Origin of the sequence: Paenibacillus sp. FSL K6-2441 (genome assembly GCF_037964765.1) — a bacterium.
Lineage (GTDB): Bacteria > Bacillota > Bacilli > Paenibacillales > Paenibacillaceae > Fontibacillus > Fontibacillus phoenicis.
Map to the genome: position 1 here is coordinate 3,387,513 of NZ_CP150174.1, position 18,351 is coordinate 3,405,863.

Here is an 18,351-nt window from a genome sequence, read left to right on the forward strand (position 1 = left end):
ACAACCCATGCCGGTCCATCGCAAGCAAACATTTAGCGCTCGCGCACCCAAACCATCATTTCCCCTTCGCCGCGATTGGCCCAGGCGTAATACGGGATGAACTTAAGCGCTGCCGGTTGCTCCGTCAGACGCGGGGACGCGCTGTACAACCCGCCGTCCCAGTCCGGCCCGGTGATGCGGACCGCCTCGGTCCGCACGGTAACGATGCCGCCAAGAAGTTCGGCTTCGTATTCCGCGTGAAGCTCGGCCTCCCGCGGCAACACCAGCTCATGCAGGTTCGCGCCGTTGTCGGCCTGCTCCAGGCAATAGACGAGCGGGCCGCGCTGCAGCGCCACCTTGCCGGCGTTTCCACGTACGAGAGGATGGCTGTACATACGTGTCACCGGCATCGCCAGCTTCAGCTCCACAACATCCCCTGCACACCATTGCCGCGCCAGCCGGATGTAGCCGTCCTGAAGCAAAGCTCCCTCCAGTTCCACCACTTCTCCGTTCACCTGGAGACTCGCTTCCGGGCACCAATCCGGCAGCCGCAACGCCAGTGTAAAGCGGCCTTCTCCCTCCGGCTGCACCTCAAACCGCACGTTTCCACCCCAAGGGTAATTGGTCGTTTGCGTCAGCTTCACCTTGCCGCCGCTCGTTTGCAATTCGGCTTCCCCGCCGATATAGAGATGAGCATATACCGTATCGCCTTGCACTGTATAGATGTATTCGCCAAGCGATGCCAGCAGCCGGGCGATGTTCGGCGGACAGCAGGCGCAGCCGAACCATTCCTGACGAACCGTTTTTATATGGTCAAACTTATGATTGGCGCCCCCGCAAGCCTTCGGGTCGACTTCCAGCGGATTCACATAGAAGAAATGCTTGCCGTCCCGGGCCATTCCACCGACAACCGTGTTGTATAAAGCCCTCTCCATCACATTGGCGTATCTCGAGTCCGGCGAAATCCGCAGCATCCGCTGGGCGAAGAAGATCAACCCGATGGAAGCGCAAGTCTCCGAATACACCGTGTCATTTGGCAGGTCGTAATCAAACGAAAACGCCTCGCCCTGCGGCATGGAGCCCACCCCGCCGGTAATATACATCTGCTTGCCGACAATGTTGTCCCATAGCTTGCGGCAGGCGGCCAGCATCGACTCGTCACCGGTTAACCCCGCAACATCGGCCATCCCGGTCAACATATACAGCAGCCGCACAGCATGGCCAACCGCTGTCTCCTGCTCCCGTACCGGCAGATGCGCCTGATGGTAAGTGAGGTCAACGTGATCTGCATGCCCTGCCCAGTGCGTTTGACCGCCCCGCCGCTTGAGTTCTTCCTCGAAGAAGGAAGGCTTCTGCCCCCGTTGCTCAAGGAAATATTGGCTTAGACGCAAATATCGCTCCTGTCCGGTCACCTCGTACAGCTTGACGAGCGCCAGCTCGATTTCCTGATGGCCGTCGTACCCCGGCAACTTGCCGGGCTCCGTGCCAAACACGCTGTCGATGTAATCCGCGAACTTGATGACCACGTCGAGCAGCTTTCTTTTGCCTGTGGCCCGATAATAGGCGACTCCCGCTTCGATTAAATGTCCCGCGCAATACAGCTCATGGCATTCCGTCAAATTCGTCCAGCGCTTGCCCGGCTCCTTCAGGATATAATACGTGTTCAAATACCCGTCTTCCCGCTGCGCCAAGGCCATTGTGTCAATTAACCCGTCGGCGATCGCCGCCAGCTCCGAATTTGGATCCGCTTCCAAAATATAAGCTGCCGCTTCCAGCCATTTCGCCAAATCGCTGTCCTGGAACACCAGCCCGTAATATTCACCCTGAACTTGCCCTGCGGCAATTTGAAAATTGCGTACAGCGCCGCTAGGTTCGGCTCCTTCCACCCGATCGTTTAATGCCTCCCATTGATAAGGGACAACCACATCCTTCACTAAACGGATATAGTAACTCCAAAATTCGTCGCGGATGTTCACTCGATTCAGCGCAACCCGCTCGGAACGCGGCATTTGCCCGGCTAGCTTCATCGCAAAGCCTCCTCCTTTTTTCAAAAAATCATACTGACAAATCTCATTTTATCTCATATATTTAGAACGAAATACGAATTCTATCAACCTCAAAGTTATAATATTTCACACTCGAAACGGAGGAGAGTGCCTTGCCGAAACCAACCGACCTGGTGCAGCTGACGGCGCCGCCCTTGCCCTATTTTTTGGAATGCGGACATACCGTATATCAGCCCGGAGACGAACATCCCAACCGGCGGAATATCGGTATTTTTGATTGGATCGTCGTGGAATCTGGCACGTTATACCTCGGGGAGGCGGGGCAATCCTGGAGTCTGGGGGCCGGCCAATCGCTGCTGCTGTTGCCCGATCGGCACCATTACGCGGTGAAGCCGTGCGAAGAGCCTACGTCGTTTTACTGGCTGCATTTTCATACGGTCTGTGCCTGGCAGCAGCTTCCGGCAGAGGAAGCCGATCACCTCTATCCGGACGCGGACGAGCATTACAGCCGTTTCCTGGCTTCGCCATATTCCCTGCATCTGCCGAAAGCGTGGGACCTCCCCTCTCCCGACCAGACATTCCGCTTGTTCCGGCAGCTGCTGGAGAGCCTAGGGGAACGTCAATCCCGGGCGTTTTGGAACCGGCAGCAGCGGTTCGAGGAGCTGCTTCGTGCGATGGATCTCCGGCAGTTAGAATCACATGCCTCCCCGGTAGTGACCGTTGCGGAAAAGGCTGAAGCCTACATCAAAAGCAATTTCCGTTCGGAGCTCAACAGCGGGCAGATGGCCGATGCGCTGCATTACCACTATAACTACATCACGCGCTGCATGAAGCAGGTGTATGGCATGACGCCCAACGATTACTTGCTGCATTACCGGTTAGAGCAAGCCAAGCTGCTGCTGCTCACCACGGAGTGGCCGATTGCGGATATTGCTTCTTACGTTGGCTTCAACAGCACTCCCTATTTCTCGAACCGGTTTGCCTTCAAAAATGGCTGCTCTCCCCGCGAGTTCCGCAAGCGATATATGTCATGAGGAGGTAAAAAAAACGCCCGCTGCAGAAGCCCTGCGCGGACGGTTTAGCTTTAGTTCGTGTTAATTCGTTGCCACAACGGTGTTGATGGACGCGAACGCCAGCGGGCCAAAGCCTTCCGATGCTTCGCCATGCGGCGAATTCAGCAGAAAGGCAAATCCTTGCCCGCCTATGTTCTTGACGATATACTGCTGGGTCAGCCCCTTGCCTTGGGCGATCAAGAACAGCTCGGCATCTCGCATCGTTTCGTAGAGCTGGTCACCGGTACGCTGCTCGACTTTACCGATTTTAGACATCTCGCTTTTGGCCGACTTCGCCAGCTCCTCGATGTTGTAATCGGCAGGCAGCTTGGTAATGACCACATGATAGTCTGAGTCGTAATTCATCATTAACTTGTTGGTTTTGGCATCAAAGGAGAAGATGTCGAACATATAAAAAGCGTAGCCCTCGCCCCTCTGCAAAGTGGCGGTTCGCGTCTCTTTCATGCCTTCCAGCTCAACCTCGATCGATTTCTCAGCCGGCAGCTCCGATGTTGCACCGGAGTCCGTCGACTCTGTGGCAGGAGCCGTCCCCTGCTTCGTTTCGGCTGCGGCGTCATCCGGCACGTTGTTGTCTGTATCCGTCTGGTTCCCGTTCGTTTCACCGCTTGCATTCATCCCAGGCTCGGAACTGTTCCCGAAGCACGCGGTCAGCGAGAGCACCAGCAGAATCATCCCCAGCCAGCCGGTGGTCTTCTTCCATTTCGTTTTTAGTACATTCTTGTTGTTCACTTCGAACACCCCCGCATATACAGACGGGCCGAACCTCAAAAAAGTTGCCATCACGAGGGAGGGAAATATTGCAGGTATTATTGTTCCTCAGCAGTTTCTTTGCCCTCGCGAGCGGCCAACAAGAACAGGACGATCAGCACGAAAGCGACCAGCGCCATAAACGGAATCGTAATAAATCCGAGCCAGCCTTGGCCTAAGTAATCGACGTTGCAAGGTACGCCAATTTTGCAGGGAAGCAGCTTGGCTAACGCCGGGATTTTTTGCTCGCTGTAATGATAGATGGAGATCATGCCGCCGATGATGCTGAGCGGAAGCACGTATGGAATGATCTGACGGTCGTTCTTATACGCGGCGATCCCCAGCAAGATGACCTGCGGGTACATGAAGATCCGCTGGAACCAGCACAGCCGGCACGGCTCATAATGCAGCACTTCGCTTAGATACAAGCTGCCCGCCGTCGCGACCATCGCAACCAGCCAGGCGAGGTAGATGCCATAGTCCTTCAAAAACCCCCGCATCATCCCCATTCCTCCCTCATATTCTTATTCTCCGGCCAATTCGTTATCGATGGTCTTCTTCAGCGTCTCATAATCGCCTAGGTTGCCGGCATATTCAATACCGTTGATGAAGAACGTCGGCGTGCTGTCTACGCCCAGCTTGTCTCCTCGAGCCAACTGCGCTTGCACCTCGTCCTGGTACGTTGCTTCGGCGATATCTTTCTGCAGCAGGTCGTAATCGATAGGCAGCTCCAGTTCTTTGGCCAGATTGACCAAAAATTCAGGCGAAGCCCAACCGTTGTTCTCCTCCCCCTGGCGTTCAAAAATCGCATCGAAATACTTCCAGAACGCATCATTGCTTTGATGATACACCGATTGAGCGGCCAGCGCGGCCGTAAAGGAATCGGAGCCGATAAACGGCAGATTCATGAAATAAAAAGCGACTTTACCTTGATCTATATAATCCTTCGCCAATTCCGGCTTAATCAGTTCATTTACATGTTTACACGACGGACATTGATAATCCCCGAACTCTACAATCTTTACCGGGGCATCAGCTTGTCCTAACACAGGCAGCGCAGCATAATCAAATTCGACAGGCTTCGGTTTCGGCTGAATCGTCAACACGACGATGATCAGAATCAGAAGCAACCCCACGGTCGAAAACCAGATCAGTCGTCTCCTCTTTAATTGCTGCTGCAGCTTTTGTTGTTCGGCTTTGCGCTTGGCCAAAGCGTTCTTTGTTGTTTTCGGCGGCATGCGATCCCTTCTTTCTATTTAATAGTTCAATTTCAAAATACGTTTTATCCTGCAACCATTCTAGTTACAAAAGCAAGATTCGTCAAGTTGAACCCAGAACCTCGCAGGACCTTCCCAACGAAAAAGTGTGATGGTTCGTACTCATCAAAGATTTATGCCTCTTCAGGCCTCTTTTACACCATTATCCCTTTCCTTCAGAAATAGGGGATCAAGATAGATCCTATTTATCCAAGCCATTCTGTGTTCCCCACCCCCCTGATGCAACGGGATAATCGTTAAAAAGAGAGCCAGACACCTCTATAAAGCCGCAACCAAGAAAAAAACCGGCGCCCTAACGGCACCGGTTCAAGAGGAAACCCGTATTTCCAGTTGGAAAAGATCTTAAATTCTTACGAATCTAACAATTCTTATGCTTCGATAGAGCGAACCAGCTCGACGACTTGTTCAGCCGTCTGCATTTGCAGCGCCTTCGCCGCCAGCTGCTCCATTTCCGCTTTGGACAGCTTGGAGATTTGCGAACGAGCCGGCAGGATCGAAGTCGCGCTCATGCTGAATTCATCCAGTCCAAGCCCCAGCAACAACGGAATTGCCGTTGCATCGCCAGCCATCTCGCCGCACATTCCAGCCCATTTGCCTTCTTTGTGCGCTGCATCGATGACCATTTTGACCAAGCGTAAAATCGATGGGTTATATGGCTGATACAAGTAAGATACACGTTCGTTCATGCGATCGGCTGCCATCGTATATTGAATAAGGTCGTTGGTACCAATACTGAAGAAGTCCACTTCTTTGGCGAACTGATCGGCCAAGACCGCAGTCGAAGGAATCTCCACCATAATGCCGAGCTGAATCTCGTCGGAGACTTGAACGCCTTCGGCTTGCAGCTTCTCCTTCTCTTCCAGAAGCAGCGCCTTCGCCGCGCGGAACTCATCTAACGTTGCGATCATCGGGAACATGATGCGCAAGGTGCCGTATACGCTGGCGCGAAGCAAAGCGCGCAGCTGCGTGCGGAACAAATCCTTCTGCTCCAAGCACAGGCGAATCGCACGGAAGCCCAGGAACGGGTTCATTTCCTTCGGCAGATTCAAATAAGGCAGTTCTTTGTCGCCGCCGATATCCAACGTGCGGACAACAACCGGTTTGCCTTCCATTTTTTCCAGCACGGTCTTGTAGGCGTTGAATTGAACTTCCTCTGAAGGCAGCTCTGTGCGTCCCATGTACAGGAATTCTGTCCGGTACAAGCCCACTCCTTCACCGCCGTTCTCCAGCACGCCCGTCACGTCGTTAGGCGTACCGATGTTCGCAGCCAATTCCACGTGAACGCCGTCTTTCGACGTCGTCTGCACCTCGCGCAGCTTCTTCCATTCTTCGATCTGCACCAGGTACTTATCGCGTTTGGCTTTGTACTCGTTCAGGACATCCTCGGTCGGATTGATAATGACACTGCCGTCCAATCCGTCCACGATCACCAGATCGCCGCTGTTTACCTTATCCAGCACCTCTTTGGTACCAACAACCGCCGGGATTTCCAGCGAGCGGGCCATGATTGCCGAGTGCGACGTCCGTCCGCCGATATTCGTTGTAAAGCCTTTAACGTAATTGCGATTCAACTGTGCCGTATCCGATGGCGTCAAGTCTTCCGCAATCACGATGACTTCCTCGTTGATGTCAGCCGGGTTGACGTAGTTCAGTCCGAGCAAATGCGTGAGCACACGCTTGGTAACGTCTCGCATATCTGCTGCGCGTTCCTTGAGGTAGGCGCTTTTCATATTTTCAAACATCGAGATGAATTCATTAGCGGTTTCATTCAGAGCGTACTCCGCACTTACGTTCTCAGCCGTGATTTTATCGCGAACCGGCGTCAACAGCTCAGGGTCGTTCAAAATCAACAAATGGGATTCAAAAATCTCCGCTTTCTTCTCACCAAGCTCTTGAAGCGTGCGCTCTTTGATCGCTTCGAGCTCTTGTTGAGATTTGGCCAGAGCTTCGTCCAGGCGTGCCAATTCCGCAGCGGAATCGGAAGCATCCCGACGATGAATCGTATAGTCGGGATGTTCCAACTTGAAAGCTTTGGCGATGGCCACGCCAGCCGAAGCGGCAATGCCTTCAATCTTAAGCATTCACTTCTCCAAGCCCTTCGTTAACCATCACTTCGGTGAGCGCTTGAAGTGCTGCTTCTGCTTCTTCGCCTTCAACGATCAGCTTCAGCGAATCGCCTTGTTCCAGACCCAAGGACAGTACGCCGAGGATCGATTTCAGCGTTACTTTCTTGCCGCCGGCTTCAGCGAAGGATTCGGCCCCCTTGAATTTGTTAGCAGTGTTCACCAGAGCCGTTGCCGGGCGTGCATGAATTCCGTCTTCATCCGTAATTTTGAACATTCTTTCCATGAGTAATCCTCTCGCTTTCTGAATTATAATTTTAGAAAAAAATATATAATACGCTCCTTACCCTATTGTAAGGGAACGTGAGAACCAATGCCAAATGCACCGCCGCGATCAAACGACAGCGCATTGGAGCTTTACTTAATGGTGACGATGTCGGCTTCGCCTTTGGATAGCTTGCCGGTTTTGTTCAGCTTCACGGACGCGCCTTCCGGCAAGTTCGAGAACACGATTGGCGAAATAATGGATGGAGCATGCTCTTTCACATAATCCAGATCGACTTCCAGGATCGGTTGTCCAGCAGCGACCAGATCCCCTTCCTTCACCAGTACATTAAAGCCTTGGCCTTTCAGTTTAACGGTATTTACACCGATGTGCACCAGCACTTCCTTCCCGCCGTCCGACATAATGCCGATGGCATGCTTGCTTGGGAAGACGTTAAATACTTTCCCGTAAACCGGGGAACCAATCACCCCGTCGTGCGGAAGCACGGCAAATCCGTCGCCGGTCATTCTTTCCGAGAAGACAGGATCCGGTACATTGGAAATATCCATCAGCTCACCATTTACCGGCATGACGATATCTTCGTTGATAATCGCATCGCCGTCTTGGGCTGCTTGTTGTTCCACTTCAGCAGGTTTAACCTCTTCCGTCTTGACCGCTTCCGATTTCGCCGCAGGCCGTGGCGTCTTGCCGCTCATAATATCGGCAATTTGCGACTTGATCGTGTCGGAACGTGTTCCGAAGATCGCTTGAATATTGTTACCTACTTCAAGCACACCCGATGCGCCCAGTTTCTTGAGCTGATCCTTGCTGACATTTGCTTTATCCTTCACTTCCACCCGCAGCCGAGTGATGCAGGCATCCAAGTGAACGATGTTCTCTTGACCGCCCAGCGCGGACAAGATGTTATGCGGCAAATCGTCTTGCGAAGTTGCTCCACCAGCTCCCGCGCCTTCCTCATCGGAAACTTGATCTTCGCGGCCCGGCGTTTTCAAGTTAAACTTGCGAATCACGTAACGGAAACCGAAGTAGTAAATGACCGCCAGAATCAGACCAACGATGATGACGTTCCACCAAGGCGTCCGGTTTGGAATCACCCCGAAAATCAGGAAGTCGATCAAACCACCGGAGAAGGTCATCCCGATCTTCGTCCCCAGGATATGCATCGTCATAAAAGACAAACCTGCGAAGATCGTATGAACGGCAAACAACGCCGGTGCAACGAACAGGAACGAGAACTCCAGCGGTTCCGTAATCCCCGTCAAGAAAGAAGTTAATGCTGCCGAGCCCATAATCCCGGCCACATATTTCTTATGCTCTGGACGAGCTTCGTGGTAAATCGCCAGCGCAGCGGCAGGCAAACCAAACATCATGAACGGGAATTTACCGGTCATAAATGTACCGGCTGTAAACGGCACGCCGTCACGCAGCTGAGCCATGAAGATTGATTGGTCCCCGCGCACGAGCTGACCTGCGCTATTGATGTATTCGCCGAACTCGAACCAGAACGGCGAGTAGAAGATATGGTGCAGACCAAACGGAATTAACGCCCGTTCGACCACCCCGAAAATAAACGCGGACAACGTCCGATTTTGCTCCAACATAAAGTGGGAAGCCAAGTTTAATCCGGTTTGGATCGGTGGCCATACGACAACCATCATCAAACCGAGCAAAACTGAAGTAGCGGCCGTCATAATCGGCACGAACCGTTTCCCGGCGAAGAAGCCGAGGTAAGACGGAAGCTCAATCCGGAAGAACCGGTTATACATTGCGGCAGCCAGGATACCCACGATAATACCGCCGAATACCCCCGTTGCCAGCGTTGGAATACCAAGTACATTGGCATAGGCCGGATTGGTTCCGATCATCGACGGCACCACGCCAATGACCGTCCCCATCGTCACGTTCATGACGAGGTACCCGATAATGGCAGCCAGACCGGCAACCCCTTCACCGCCTGCCAAACCAACGGCGACGCCAACTGCAAACAGCAAGGCCAGGTTCGTAAAGACGATTTGGCCGGCGTTCATCATGACTGTAGCTACAGCATGAACAGCGTGGTTATCCAATGCGGGAACCAAATTTAGGAACTCAGGGCTGACCAGCATATTACCGATCCCGAGCAGCAGGCCTGCCGCCGGAAGAAGAGCTACCGGAAGCATCAGCGCTTTACCTACCCGCTGTAAAACCCCAAACAAACGCTTAAACATAAATACCCTCCTGTAATTACATAGTGGACTAACAAAAACAGGCATGAGCCAATATAGGTCATTTGTGCTGTACCGTGATCGCTTACGGATATAATACCCCGTAACCGTCCAATACAATCCAAAAAAACCTTTATCAACTCATGCCTGATCGAATCAGTCACACATTGTGATTATGAAGTTGTTGTTAATGCATTAGGAATTATAGCAGACCTTCTTTTTTCGCGCAAGCAAGCTATTGAAGATTTGCCGGAGCCACACGGTGTAAATGCATGGTTAAATAACTAACCTCTGCCTTATAAACCGGCAGCTTGAGCCGTTGCTCCATAACTTTTGTCAATTTATAGGCAAGCGAATACAACACAGGATACTCCTGCTTGAGCAGCTGTTCCAGCTTGTCGACTTCGCCGACTTGCTCTCCCCGCCGAATCCGCTCGATCGCGAACCGCAAATGGGTGAGCAGACGCGAATAGTCCAGCGAATTGCGGAGGATCGAGAAGCGAAGCTCCTTCTCGATGATGCCTACCAAATCGGCGATCAACTGGGCATGTCCGCGGACCTCGCTGATGTGACGGTTGGTGATGGCGCTGTTGATGTGAAGCGCAACGAAGCCAATTTCGTCTTCACCAAGATCAATACCCAGCCTCTCCTTGATCAAACGAATGGCATATTCCGCCAATTCATATTCCAGCGGATAAATTTCCTTCGTCTCGAACAAAAATGGATTATGAAACGCGATGTCCTGCTCCGCCCGTTTTATCGCAAACGCCAAGTGATCAGTTAACGCGATGTGAATATGCTCATTAAGCTCGGTTTGAGTTTTCCCGGAAATATACATAATAATTTCGCCGATGATCTCGATCAGCTGTTCATCCACCTGGTGCACGAGTTGCTTGTATTGCTCCTGCTCCTGCTGGTTCGTAAGGATAAACATCTTCTCGACGGCTTCCAGCGAAATGGAATCTCCCGTTTTTCGGTTAAATCCGATGCCTTTGCCGATGACAACGACCTCGCCATGCTCCGGATGATTTGCGATGATGACATTGTTATTCAACACTTTGGCCACGCGCAGGCTGTTCACAACACAGTAGCACCTCTTTTCCTATATTCCGAAAACGGTTAAGCCCATTATAATGGATTTTTTGGGCGCCGTCAGCCGATTCCCAGGCATTTCAAAGGCGTCCTCACTCTGATGATGAGCGGGACGCCGGTTTCTTTTTATCCTAGGACAAGATACACGGATGGAGGGCGGTTGTCAAGCCACCTTAGGCCCTACTTTTGGTCTGGGTCGGCTGCCTTCGAAGCCGCGGTTTCCAGCACAACCGGATCTGGCACCTTTCCGCCTGCTGCAGACTTGACGGAAGCCGTCTCAAGCTCCGGTGTTGCGGCGACAACTTTGCCTTTGGTCAGGCTTTGGATCAACCGATCGAGTTCGATCCCGGAGACGCTCTTGAGCATGTCAGGCGCTGTGGCCATCAGCTCGGTCACGTAGTTGCTGACGCGAGCGGCTCCCTCGCCTTTGCCGGTATCGACGACGGTCAGCTTGTCGATGGAGGACAGCGGTGCAGCGATCTTGCTTGCCAGCTCCGGCAGCATCTTCATTACGATATCGAGGATCGCCGCCTCGCCGAATTTCTGGAACGCTTCGGCCAGCTTCTCCTTCGCTTCGGCCTCGGCCAAGCCGCGCAGACGGATGATTTCAGCATCCGCCGTCCCTTTGGCCCGTTCGGCATCCGCAATCGCCAGGCCTTCTAGCCGCTTCTGTTCAGCGGAAGCTTTGGCCTGCGTTTCGATCGAGTATTGCAGCGCATCGGCTTCCCGCATCTTCCGGGCTTTTTCCGCTTCGGCGGCCTGCTCGACGGCATAACGGTCCGCATCGGCCTTTTTCTTCACTTCAGCATCATATTGCTTCTGACGGACGATAATTTCTTTGTCCTGCAGATCGATTTCCCGTTCCTTCCGCACCAGCTCGACCTTCATCTGCTCTTCGACCATCACTTGCTTAGCCCGAGCTTCCTGAATGTGATAAGCTTGGTCGGCTTCGGCTCTGGCAGTGTCCTGCTCCTTCTTGAAGGACGCTACCTTCAGTTCCTTCTCTTTCTCAGCCTCGGCGATGTTCGTATCGCGCACCAGCTCGGCCTTCTGCCCAGCTTCCTCGGCCAGCGCTTTCTGGATCCGTGCATCCCGCTGGGCTTCGGCCTCAGCGATGTCGGCGTCCCGCTTAACCGCAGCGATCCGCGGCTTCCCAAGCGCCTCCAAATAACCGTGCTTATCCCGAACGTCCTTGATCGTGAACGAAACGATCTGCAGTCCCATTTTCTTCAGATCCCGGGCTGCGACGCTTTGCACTTCCTGAGCAAACTTGTCGCGGTTGCGATAGACTTCCTCAACGGTCATCGAGCCCAGGATGGAACGCAGATGGCCTTCCAGCACTTCCTGTGCCTCGCCCTTCAGCGATTCGATGGGTTTGCCCATAAATTGTTCGGCGGCTGTTGCGACGTCTTCGATCGAGCTGCCCACTTTAATGATGGCCACGCCGTCTGCAGATACCGGCACCCCTTGCTCGGTGTAGACCTCGGGCGTCATCACGTCAAGCTTATGGGATAGCAGCGACATAAACTCGGCTTTCTGAAAGATCGGCCAGATAAATGCCCCGCCGCCGCGCACGATTTTGATTTTGCGGCCGGATTGGTCGTCGGAAATGTTTTTGCTGCCTAGAAAAGACCCCGTCACAATCATCGCCTCATCGGGGCCCACCGTTTTGTATCTTGCCCAAAACGCCAGCCCAAGCACGACAATGACTGCAATCACGATCACGGGGATCAGTAGGAAATCCGGAAAACTTTCGAACAATGACATCAGCTCCCTCTTCTTTAATTGGCATTACATCGGGTGGGGGTAAAGCTCGGAAACCTGGACGGTCCCGTCCTTCGCCGTCCCGATCACAACGACGGCTGTTCCGGCGGGAATCTCCTTCCGATCCCAGCTGGAGGCGATATGCAGCGAATTGCCGCCTACCTGCTTCACCATCACTTCGCCATACCCTTGCGCCGGAATGGGCACGGTGACTTCGCCGATTTTACCGGGCAGCTCCGATTCAGAGAATCCCGTGGAATTTTCACTGTTCTCCATCGGTTTCACATAGGCGAAATACACGGTAGCAGACAGCAGGACGGCTGCAACTATCGCTAAAACCACTACAACAGCCGTGCCAAGCCCGGTGTATCGGTCCAGCAAAATACCGGCTCCGCCAAAGGACGTGATCGCCGATGCCGTGATGATCGGCTTGAGAAAATCCGCGGACAGGAAATCAAACACGCCATCCAGCCAGCTTCCGATCAAGTCACCAAGCACGGCGCTGATGACGGCAAACAAAGCACCGCCGACGAAACAACCCCAAAACAGCGCTTCCATCCCGTTCCTCCCTCTACCCAAAATATTGTTGGACTCTACAATTAAATACGTAAATTGGTGAAATATGTTTCAAAAAAAGAAAAACCGGCCTACGACGCCAAGTCGTGAGACCGGTTATTTTAAGTAGGGATCTATGAAGCGGGGATTTACAGCGACATCCGATAAATTTCGAGCACGTCCTGTTTATCCAACACGGCAAAATTGCCAAACGAACCAAAGCGGACCGCTTTATCGGCCATAACTTCCAATTGACTGTCGTCAATGCCGTAATCCGCCAAGCGGCTTGGTGCGCCAATCGAGTTCCAGAATGACCGCAACGCTTCGATGCCCTCAAGCGCCACTGCCTCATCGCTCTTGCCGGCAGGATCGACATGGAAGACGTTGATCGCCAGACGCTTAAAGCGGGCGACATCCTGCTTCAGGTTATATTTCATCCAGTTCGGGAACAGGATGGCCAGGCCGCCGCCATGCGGAATATCGTAAACCGCCGACACAGCATGTTCGATGTTGTGAGTAGCCCAGTCCCCGGACAAGCCCATGTTCAGCACGCCGTTCAGCGCCAATGTGCCGCACAGCAGAATCGTTTCCCGGAGGTCGTAGTTTTCCAAATCCTGTACCAGCTTCGGTGCCGTTTCGATCACCGTCCGCAGCAGCCCTTCGCAGAACTCATCCTGCAGCGGAGTGTTTGGCGTTGGATGGAAATAATGCTCGAATACATGAGACATGATATCCACCATGCCGTACACCGTTTGGTCTTTCGGCAAGGAAACCGTGAACTGCGGATCAAGGATGGAGAATGCAGGATAAGCCAGCTTGCTGCTCCAACCCAGCTTCTCCTTAGTTTCTTCGTTGGAAATGACGGAGTTTCCGTTCATTTCGGAGCCAGTTGCGGCCATCGTAAGTACCGTTCCGAGCGGCAGGGCGGCTTTCGGTACGGCTTTGCGCTCTGCGAAATCCCACATATCCCCGTCGTATTTAGCCCCGACGGCAATCGCCTTCGAGCAGTCCAGCACGCTGCCGCCGCCGACGGCAAGAACCAGCTCGATGCCGTTGGATTTGCACAGCTCGACCCCGCGGTGCACCGTCGAAAGACGCGGGTTCGGCTCAACGCCCGCAAGCTCCGTCACTTCGGCGCCGATTTCCCGCAGAATGGCCGTCACTTGATCGTACAGCCCGCTGCGTTTAATGCTGCCGCCGCCGTAGACTAGCAGCACTTTTTTGCCGTAAGCCGGCACCTCGTTGCGAAGCGCCTCCAGCTGGCCTTTGCCAAAGATCAGCTTGGTTGGATTATGAAATACGAAATTGTCCATGCCTTAACTCCTCCTAAAATTTGGTTATGTAAATGGAGCGTTTCTACAATGCGCTGGTGCTATTTCTAGCCTCTTCGAACTCCCAAACTATTATACTTCTAACTGTAACAAAATAACAAACAGAAAAAGGGATCATCCCAAACCTTTATCGATTTGGAACGCCCCTTTACTTCTAAATTCGGTTATGCCTTACCGTCTGCGGTAACCAACCGATTCAACAAAGCGTTCGAAAGCCTCACAGCCTTCGGGCGTCGCTTTAAATACGCCGGCATGTCCAAGGATCTCCGCGAACTTGCGGCCAACCTCATCACGCAGCAGCGCTTCGGCCTCTTCACGACCCAACGACATGCCAACGCGTGCAACCAGTTCCTTCACCCAGTCCGCATGCACGGCCAAGCGGGCATTCGGATCGGATACAGTTTGCTCATAGAGCGCCTTATCGCCGCTCAGAATGTCAGCAACCCCCGCCAGTTCTTCCTTCAGCCGGCCCGGAAGGATGGCTACGCCCATGACTTCAATCAGGCCGATGTTCTCCTTCTTGATGTGATGCATCTCGCGGTGCGGATGGAAAATCCCTTCGGGATGCTGTTCGTCCGTCCGGTTATTGCGCAGGACGATGTCCGCTTCATACCCGCCGTCCGCGCTGCGGCGAACGATCGGCGTTACCGTGTTATGCGGCACGGATTCCCCCTCCTGCTCGGAGAAGGCCAGGACGCCAACAGATGGGTCGCTGTATTGCTTCCATTTTTCGTACAGATGATCTACCGCTTCCAACACGGCTTCCCGCTCTTGGCCGTTCACCCGCAGCACAGACATCGGCCACTTCACCCTGCCGACGGTGACGCCGGCGAAGTCCGGATGGACGTAGACAGCTTCGACTGGAGCTTTTTCCAATGGAAACGTGTGGCGTCCCCCCTGGAAATGGTCGTGCGTCAGAATCGACCCGCCGACGATCGGCAGATCCGCGTTGGAGCCGATGAAGTAATGCGGGAACAACGTCGTGAATTCCAACAGCCGCTTAAACGTATCGCGGGTCAGCTTCATCGGAATGTGATCGTGGTGGAACACGATACAATGCTCGTTGTAATAGACGTAAGGCGAGTATTGGAAAAACCACGGCTCCCCGTTCAGCGTCAGTGGAATAACTCGCAAATTCTGGCGGGCTGGATGATTCAGTCGTCCGGCATAACCAACGTTCTCGCGGCACAACTGACATTTAGGGTACACCGGAGGCGGCAGCAGCTTCGCCATCGCGATTTCCTTCGGATTCTTCTCCGGTTTGGACAGGTTAATCGTGATTTCCATGTCTCCAAACGGCGTCGGCTGCTCCCAATAGATGTTCTGACGCACCCGGTCCATCCGGATGTAATTGCTGGCTACCGACAACTTATAGAAGGCGTCGGTCGCGGCGGCAATTCCCTGCTCGCTTTCCGTTTTGCGGAAGGCGGCGATTGTTTCCGACGGGCGCGGCATGAGCAAGCCCATGATTTTCGCATCCAGCAAATCGCGGTACGTAGCGGTATCTTCTGGAATCAAGCCGATCGTAAGCCCGTAATCGATCAAGATCTCAAGCGGCTCCTGCGGTCCGGTCAGCGCCTCCTTCGCCACTTCGCCGGTGTACGGCTCATCAAAGGAGAACAGCTCCAGGAGACGATTGCGCGAATAGTCCACGTCCCACCAATCGATCAGGCCCTGCTCGAGCGCATAATTCACTAGCCGTTCAATCGCATGAAGCGCGTCTTGACGACTTCTCTCTTCTACTCCCATCCCATAACACTCCCTTAGTCGTTATAACCGTTCGGATGGCTGTTATGCCATTGCCATGCGCTTTCAATGATGCCGGGCAGCTTGTTGCGAGTCGGATTCCAGCCCAGCACGCGGCGGGCTTTATCCGAGGAAGCGATGAGCACCGCCGGATCGCCGGCGCGGCGCGGGCTGATCGCGACCGGGAAGTCGCGGCCGGTGACCTGCTTCACGGTTTCGATCACTTCCTTGACCGAGAAACCTTGCCCGTTGCCAAGGTTAAATACGTCGCTCTCTCCGCCGCCCAGCAAATGATCCACCGCGCGCAGATGGGCATCGGCCAAATCACTCACGTGGATATAGTCGCGGACACAAGTACCGTCCGCCGTGTTGTAGTCATCGCCGAACACCTGGATGGACGGACGTTGTCCCAAGGCCGCTTGAATGATCAACGGGATCAAATGGCTTTCCGGGCGATGGTCCTCGCCGATTTTGCCGCTCTCATGGGCACCAGCCGCGTTGAAGTAACGCAGGGACACGTATTTGATCCCCAACACCTGATCGAACCAAGCCATCATCCGTTCCATCGTCAGCTTCGTTTCGCCATACACGTTCGTTGGCCGGGTCGGATCACTCTCTTCAATCGGCACTTTTTCCGGTTCGCCGTAGGTTGCCGCCGTGGAGGAGAACACGATCTTGCGCACATTCGCCTGATCCATCGCATCCAACAAGCAAAGCGTCCCGTACACGTTATTGTCAAAATATTTGACCGGATCCTTCATGCTCTCCCCAACCAGAGAGTTCGCGGCAAAATGGATGACCGCTTCGATCTCGTTCTCGGCAAACAACTTGGCCAACAGCGCCTTATCGCGCAGATCTCCTTCATACAGCTTACCGCCGAGCAACGCCTCGCGATGTCCGGTCTGCAGGTTGTCGATCACGACGACCTCTCTTCCTTGCTCCAGCAGCGCCGCTACTGTATGCGAGCCGATATAACCGGCTCCCCCCGTAACCAGTATCGCCATGATGATTACTCCCCTTTCATCTCATGTACGCCGTCGCCTACGCCGCACACGTAAAATTCGCCTTCCAGCCCTGTCCGTTCCTTATAAGACCGACCAACCTCGGACACGAACCGCTCTACCGAATCCTCATGCACCAGCGATACTGTACAGCCGCCAAATCCGGCCCCGGTCATCCGGGCGCCCAATGTGCCTTCGATCTTCCGTGCTTCCTCAACCATCACGTCCAGCTCCAGGCAGCTCACCTCGTACAAGTCACGCAGCGAATCATGGGAGGCGTTCATCAGCTCGCCAAAAGCCTTCAAATCGTTGGCGCTCAGCGCATCCACCGATTTCAGCACGCGCGCGTTCTCTTCCACCACGTGTTTGGCCCGTTTATACAGCACTTCGTTCGTAAAATCTCCCCGCCACTGCTCCAACTGCTCCGGCTTCAGGTGGGCCAAGAACTCCAAGCCCGGCTCGCGTTTTTGCAAAATCTCCAGCGCAGCATCACATTCCGAACGCCGTTCGTTGTATTTGGAATCGACCAGCCCGCGGCGTTTCTTCGTATTGCCAATGACCAGCTTATACGCGCCTGTCCGGAACGGGACCAGCTTGTATTCCAAGGTGTCGCACATCAGCAGGATCGCATGGTCCTTGGCCCCGTTCGCCACCGCGAACTGGTCCATAATGCCGCTGTTTACGCCGACATATTGATTCTCAGCCCGCTGAGACAACCGGGCGATTTCCACCTTGTCGAGCTCCTTCCCTTCCATGCTCACGAACGCCAAGGCCGTTACCACTTCAATCGATGCGGAGGAGGACAAGCCCGCACCGTTCGGAATTTCGCCATGGAACAGCAGGTCATACCCGCTCGTAAGCGAGATGCCCAGCTTCTTCAGCTCCACGTAAACGCCGATCGGATAGTCGATCCATTCACCGGTTTTGCTTGTGCCGAGCTCTTCCAGTGCCAGCTCTGCCGTGTAAGGCAGGTTGCTGGAAGCAAAGGCGACTTTGCCGTCAGCGCGCTTGCGGATCGCCAGCGTCGTCCCAAATTCCAACGCCGCCGGGAACACATACCCCCCGTTGTAGTCGATATGCTCACCGATCAAGTTCACCCGTCCTGGGGCGTTAAATACGCGAATCGGCTCAGCGCTTTCCCCATATTTGAATATAAACAATTGTTCCATTTCCTGCTTTTTCATCAACGTACACCCCATCGTCATGAAATCTTTGATTCTTGTACCC

At 53.8% G+C, this 18,351-nt stretch carries 15 protein-coding genes; 1 reads left to right on the top strand and 14 read right to left on the bottom strand.

Going from position 1 to position 18,351, the window contains the following annotated elements; genetic code table 11:
• Window positions 1-32: 32 nt before the first annotated feature.
• Window positions 33-2,006, bottom strand: a complete 1,974-nt coding sequence (locus tag NSQ80_RS15565) for a beta-L-arabinofuranosidase domain-containing protein (protein WP_339299809.1) — start codon at window positions 2,004-2,006, stop codon at window positions 33-35.
• 131 nt (window positions 2,007-2,137) lie between these two features.
• Here NSQ80_RS15565 and NSQ80_RS15570 point away from each other — a divergent pair, with 131 nt between their 5' ends.
• A complete protein-coding gene (locus NSQ80_RS15570) occupies window positions 2,138-3,019 on the top strand; it encodes an AraC family transcriptional regulator (protein WP_009224354.1) in 882 nt (293 codons plus the stop codon).
• A 60-nt stretch (window positions 3,020-3,079) separates the two neighbouring features.
• Here the strand turns inward: NSQ80_RS15570 and NSQ80_RS15575 are convergent, their stop codons facing one another.
• The 13 genes from NSQ80_RS15575 to NSQ80_RS15635 form a co-directional block, all read right to left on the bottom strand.
• Entirely contained in the window at window positions 3,080-3,787 is a 708-nt protein-coding gene (locus tag NSQ80_RS15575; RefSeq protein ID WP_260070236.1) for a hypothetical protein, read from the bottom strand.
• Between the two features lie 77 nt (window positions 3,788-3,864).
• A complete protein-coding gene (locus NSQ80_RS15580) occupies window positions 3,865-4,305 on the bottom strand; it encodes a disulfide oxidoreductase (RefSeq protein WP_260070256.1) in 441 nt (146 codons plus the stop codon).
• Between the two features lie 24 nt (window positions 4,306-4,329).
• Window positions 4,330-5,043: a thioredoxin domain-containing protein gene (locus NSQ80_RS15585; protein WP_339299813.1), complete on the bottom strand. Its 714-nt coding sequence runs from the start codon at window positions 5,041-5,043 to the stop codon at window positions 4,330-4,332.
• A gap of 407 nt (window positions 5,044-5,450) precedes the next feature.
• Entirely contained in the window at window positions 5,451-7,163 is a 1,713-nt protein-coding gene (gene ptsP, locus NSQ80_RS15590) for a phosphoenolpyruvate--protein phosphotransferase (RefSeq protein ID WP_339299815.1), read from the bottom strand.
• Window positions 7,156-7,431 carry an HPr family phosphocarrier protein gene (locus NSQ80_RS15595; protein WP_009224359.1) on the bottom strand — a complete coding sequence of 92 codons (276 nt, stop codon included), beginning with the start codon at window positions 7,429-7,431 and terminating at the stop codon, window positions 7,156-7,158. The genes ptsP and NSQ80_RS15595 overlap by 8 nt, the downstream gene beginning before the upstream one ends.
• Before the next feature lie 131 nt (window positions 7,432-7,562).
• Window positions 7,563-9,638 (bottom strand): glucose-specific PTS transporter subunit IIBC, encoded by a 2,076-nt coding sequence (gene ptsG, locus NSQ80_RS15600; RefSeq protein ID WP_339299819.1) that lies wholly within the window; start codon window positions 9,636-9,638, stop codon window positions 7,563-7,565.
• A 232-nt stretch (window positions 9,639-9,870) separates the two neighbouring features.
• A complete protein-coding gene (locus tag NSQ80_RS15605; RefSeq protein ID WP_260070233.1) occupies window positions 9,871-10,716 on the bottom strand; it encodes a PRD domain-containing protein in 846 nt (281 codons plus the stop codon).
• A 191-nt stretch (window positions 10,717-10,907) separates the two neighbouring features.
• On the bottom strand, window positions 10,908-12,494 hold the full coding sequence (locus tag NSQ80_RS15610; RefSeq protein ID WP_036644703.1) for a flotillin family protein: 1,587 nt from the start codon (window positions 12,492-12,494) through the stop codon (window positions 10,908-10,910).
• 24 nt (window positions 12,495-12,518) lie between these two features.
• Window positions 12,519-13,049, bottom strand: coding sequence for a hypothetical protein (locus tag NSQ80_RS15615; RefSeq protein ID WP_009224363.1), 531 nt, complete (start codon window positions 13,047-13,049; stop codon window positions 12,519-12,521).
• A 146-nt stretch (window positions 13,050-13,195) separates the two neighbouring features.
• Window positions 13,196-14,359, bottom strand: coding sequence for an iron-containing alcohol dehydrogenase (locus NSQ80_RS15620; protein WP_009224364.1), 1,164 nt, complete (start codon window positions 14,357-14,359; stop codon window positions 13,196-13,198).
• Window positions 14,360-14,548: 189 nt separating this feature from the next.
• Window positions 14,549-16,126, bottom strand: a complete 1,578-nt coding sequence (locus NSQ80_RS15625; protein WP_009224365.1) for a UDP-glucose--hexose-1-phosphate uridylyltransferase — start codon at window positions 16,124-16,126, stop codon at window positions 14,549-14,551.
• A 14-nt stretch (window positions 16,127-16,140) separates the two neighbouring features.
• Window positions 16,141-17,127 (bottom strand): UDP-glucose 4-epimerase GalE, encoded by a 987-nt coding sequence (gene galE, locus NSQ80_RS15630; protein ID WP_009224366.1) that lies wholly within the window; start codon window positions 17,125-17,127, stop codon window positions 16,141-16,143.
• Between the two features lie 5 nt (window positions 17,128-17,132).
• The gene (locus NSQ80_RS15635) at window positions 17,133-18,308 is read right to left on the bottom strand and encodes a galactokinase (protein ID WP_036644705.1); all 1,176 of its coding nucleotides are present in this window, start codon (window positions 18,306-18,308) and stop codon (window positions 17,133-17,135) included.
• Between the last annotated feature and the right edge of the window lie 43 nt (window positions 18,309-18,351).

Excerpts from the sequence above, each read along its gene's own strand:
- NSQ80_RS15565 (WP_339299809.1), bottom strand. The coding sequence starts at position 2,006 with ATGAAGCTAGCCGGGCAAATGCCGCGTTCCGAGCGGGTTGCGCTGAAT.
- NSQ80_RS15580 (WP_260070256.1), bottom strand. The coding sequence starts at position 4,305 with ATGCGGGGGTTTTTGAAGGACTATGGCATCTACCTCGCCTGGCTGGTT.
- NSQ80_RS15585 (WP_339299813.1), bottom strand. The coding sequence starts at position 5,043 with ATGCCGCCGAAAACAACAAAGAACGCTTTGGCCAAGCGCAAAGCCGAA.
- ptsP (WP_339299815.1), bottom strand. The coding sequence starts at position 7,163 with ATGCTTAAGATTGAAGGCATTGCCGCTTCGGCTGGCGTGGCCATCGCC.
- NSQ80_RS15595 (WP_009224359.1), bottom strand. The coding sequence starts at position 7,431 with ATGGAAAGAATGTTCAAAATTACGGATGAAGACGGAATTCATGCACGC.
- ptsG (WP_339299819.1), bottom strand. The coding sequence starts at position 9,638 with ATGTTTAAGCGTTTGTTTGGGGTTTTACAGCGGGTAGGTAAAGCGCTG.
- NSQ80_RS15610 (WP_036644703.1), bottom strand. The coding sequence starts at position 12,494 with ATGTCATTGTTCGAAAGTTTTCCGGATTTCCTACTGATCCCCGTGATC.
- NSQ80_RS15615 (WP_009224363.1), bottom strand. The coding sequence starts at position 13,049 with ATGGAAGCGCTGTTTTGGGGTTGTTTCGTCGGCGGTGCTTTGTTTGCC.
- NSQ80_RS15620 (WP_009224364.1), bottom strand. The coding sequence starts at position 14,359 with ATGGACAATTTCGTATTTCATAATCCAACCAAGCTGATCTTTGGCAAA.
- NSQ80_RS15625 (WP_009224365.1), bottom strand. The coding sequence starts at position 16,126 with ATGGGAGTAGAAGAGAGAAGTCGTCAAGACGCGCTTCATGCGATTGAA.
- galE (WP_009224366.1), bottom strand. The coding sequence starts at position 17,127 with ATGGCGATACTGGTTACGGGGGGAGCCGGTTATATCGGCTCGCATACA.
- NSQ80_RS15635 (WP_036644705.1), bottom strand. The coding sequence starts at position 18,308 with ATGAAAAAGCAGGAAATGGAACAATTGTTTATATTCAAATATGGGGAA.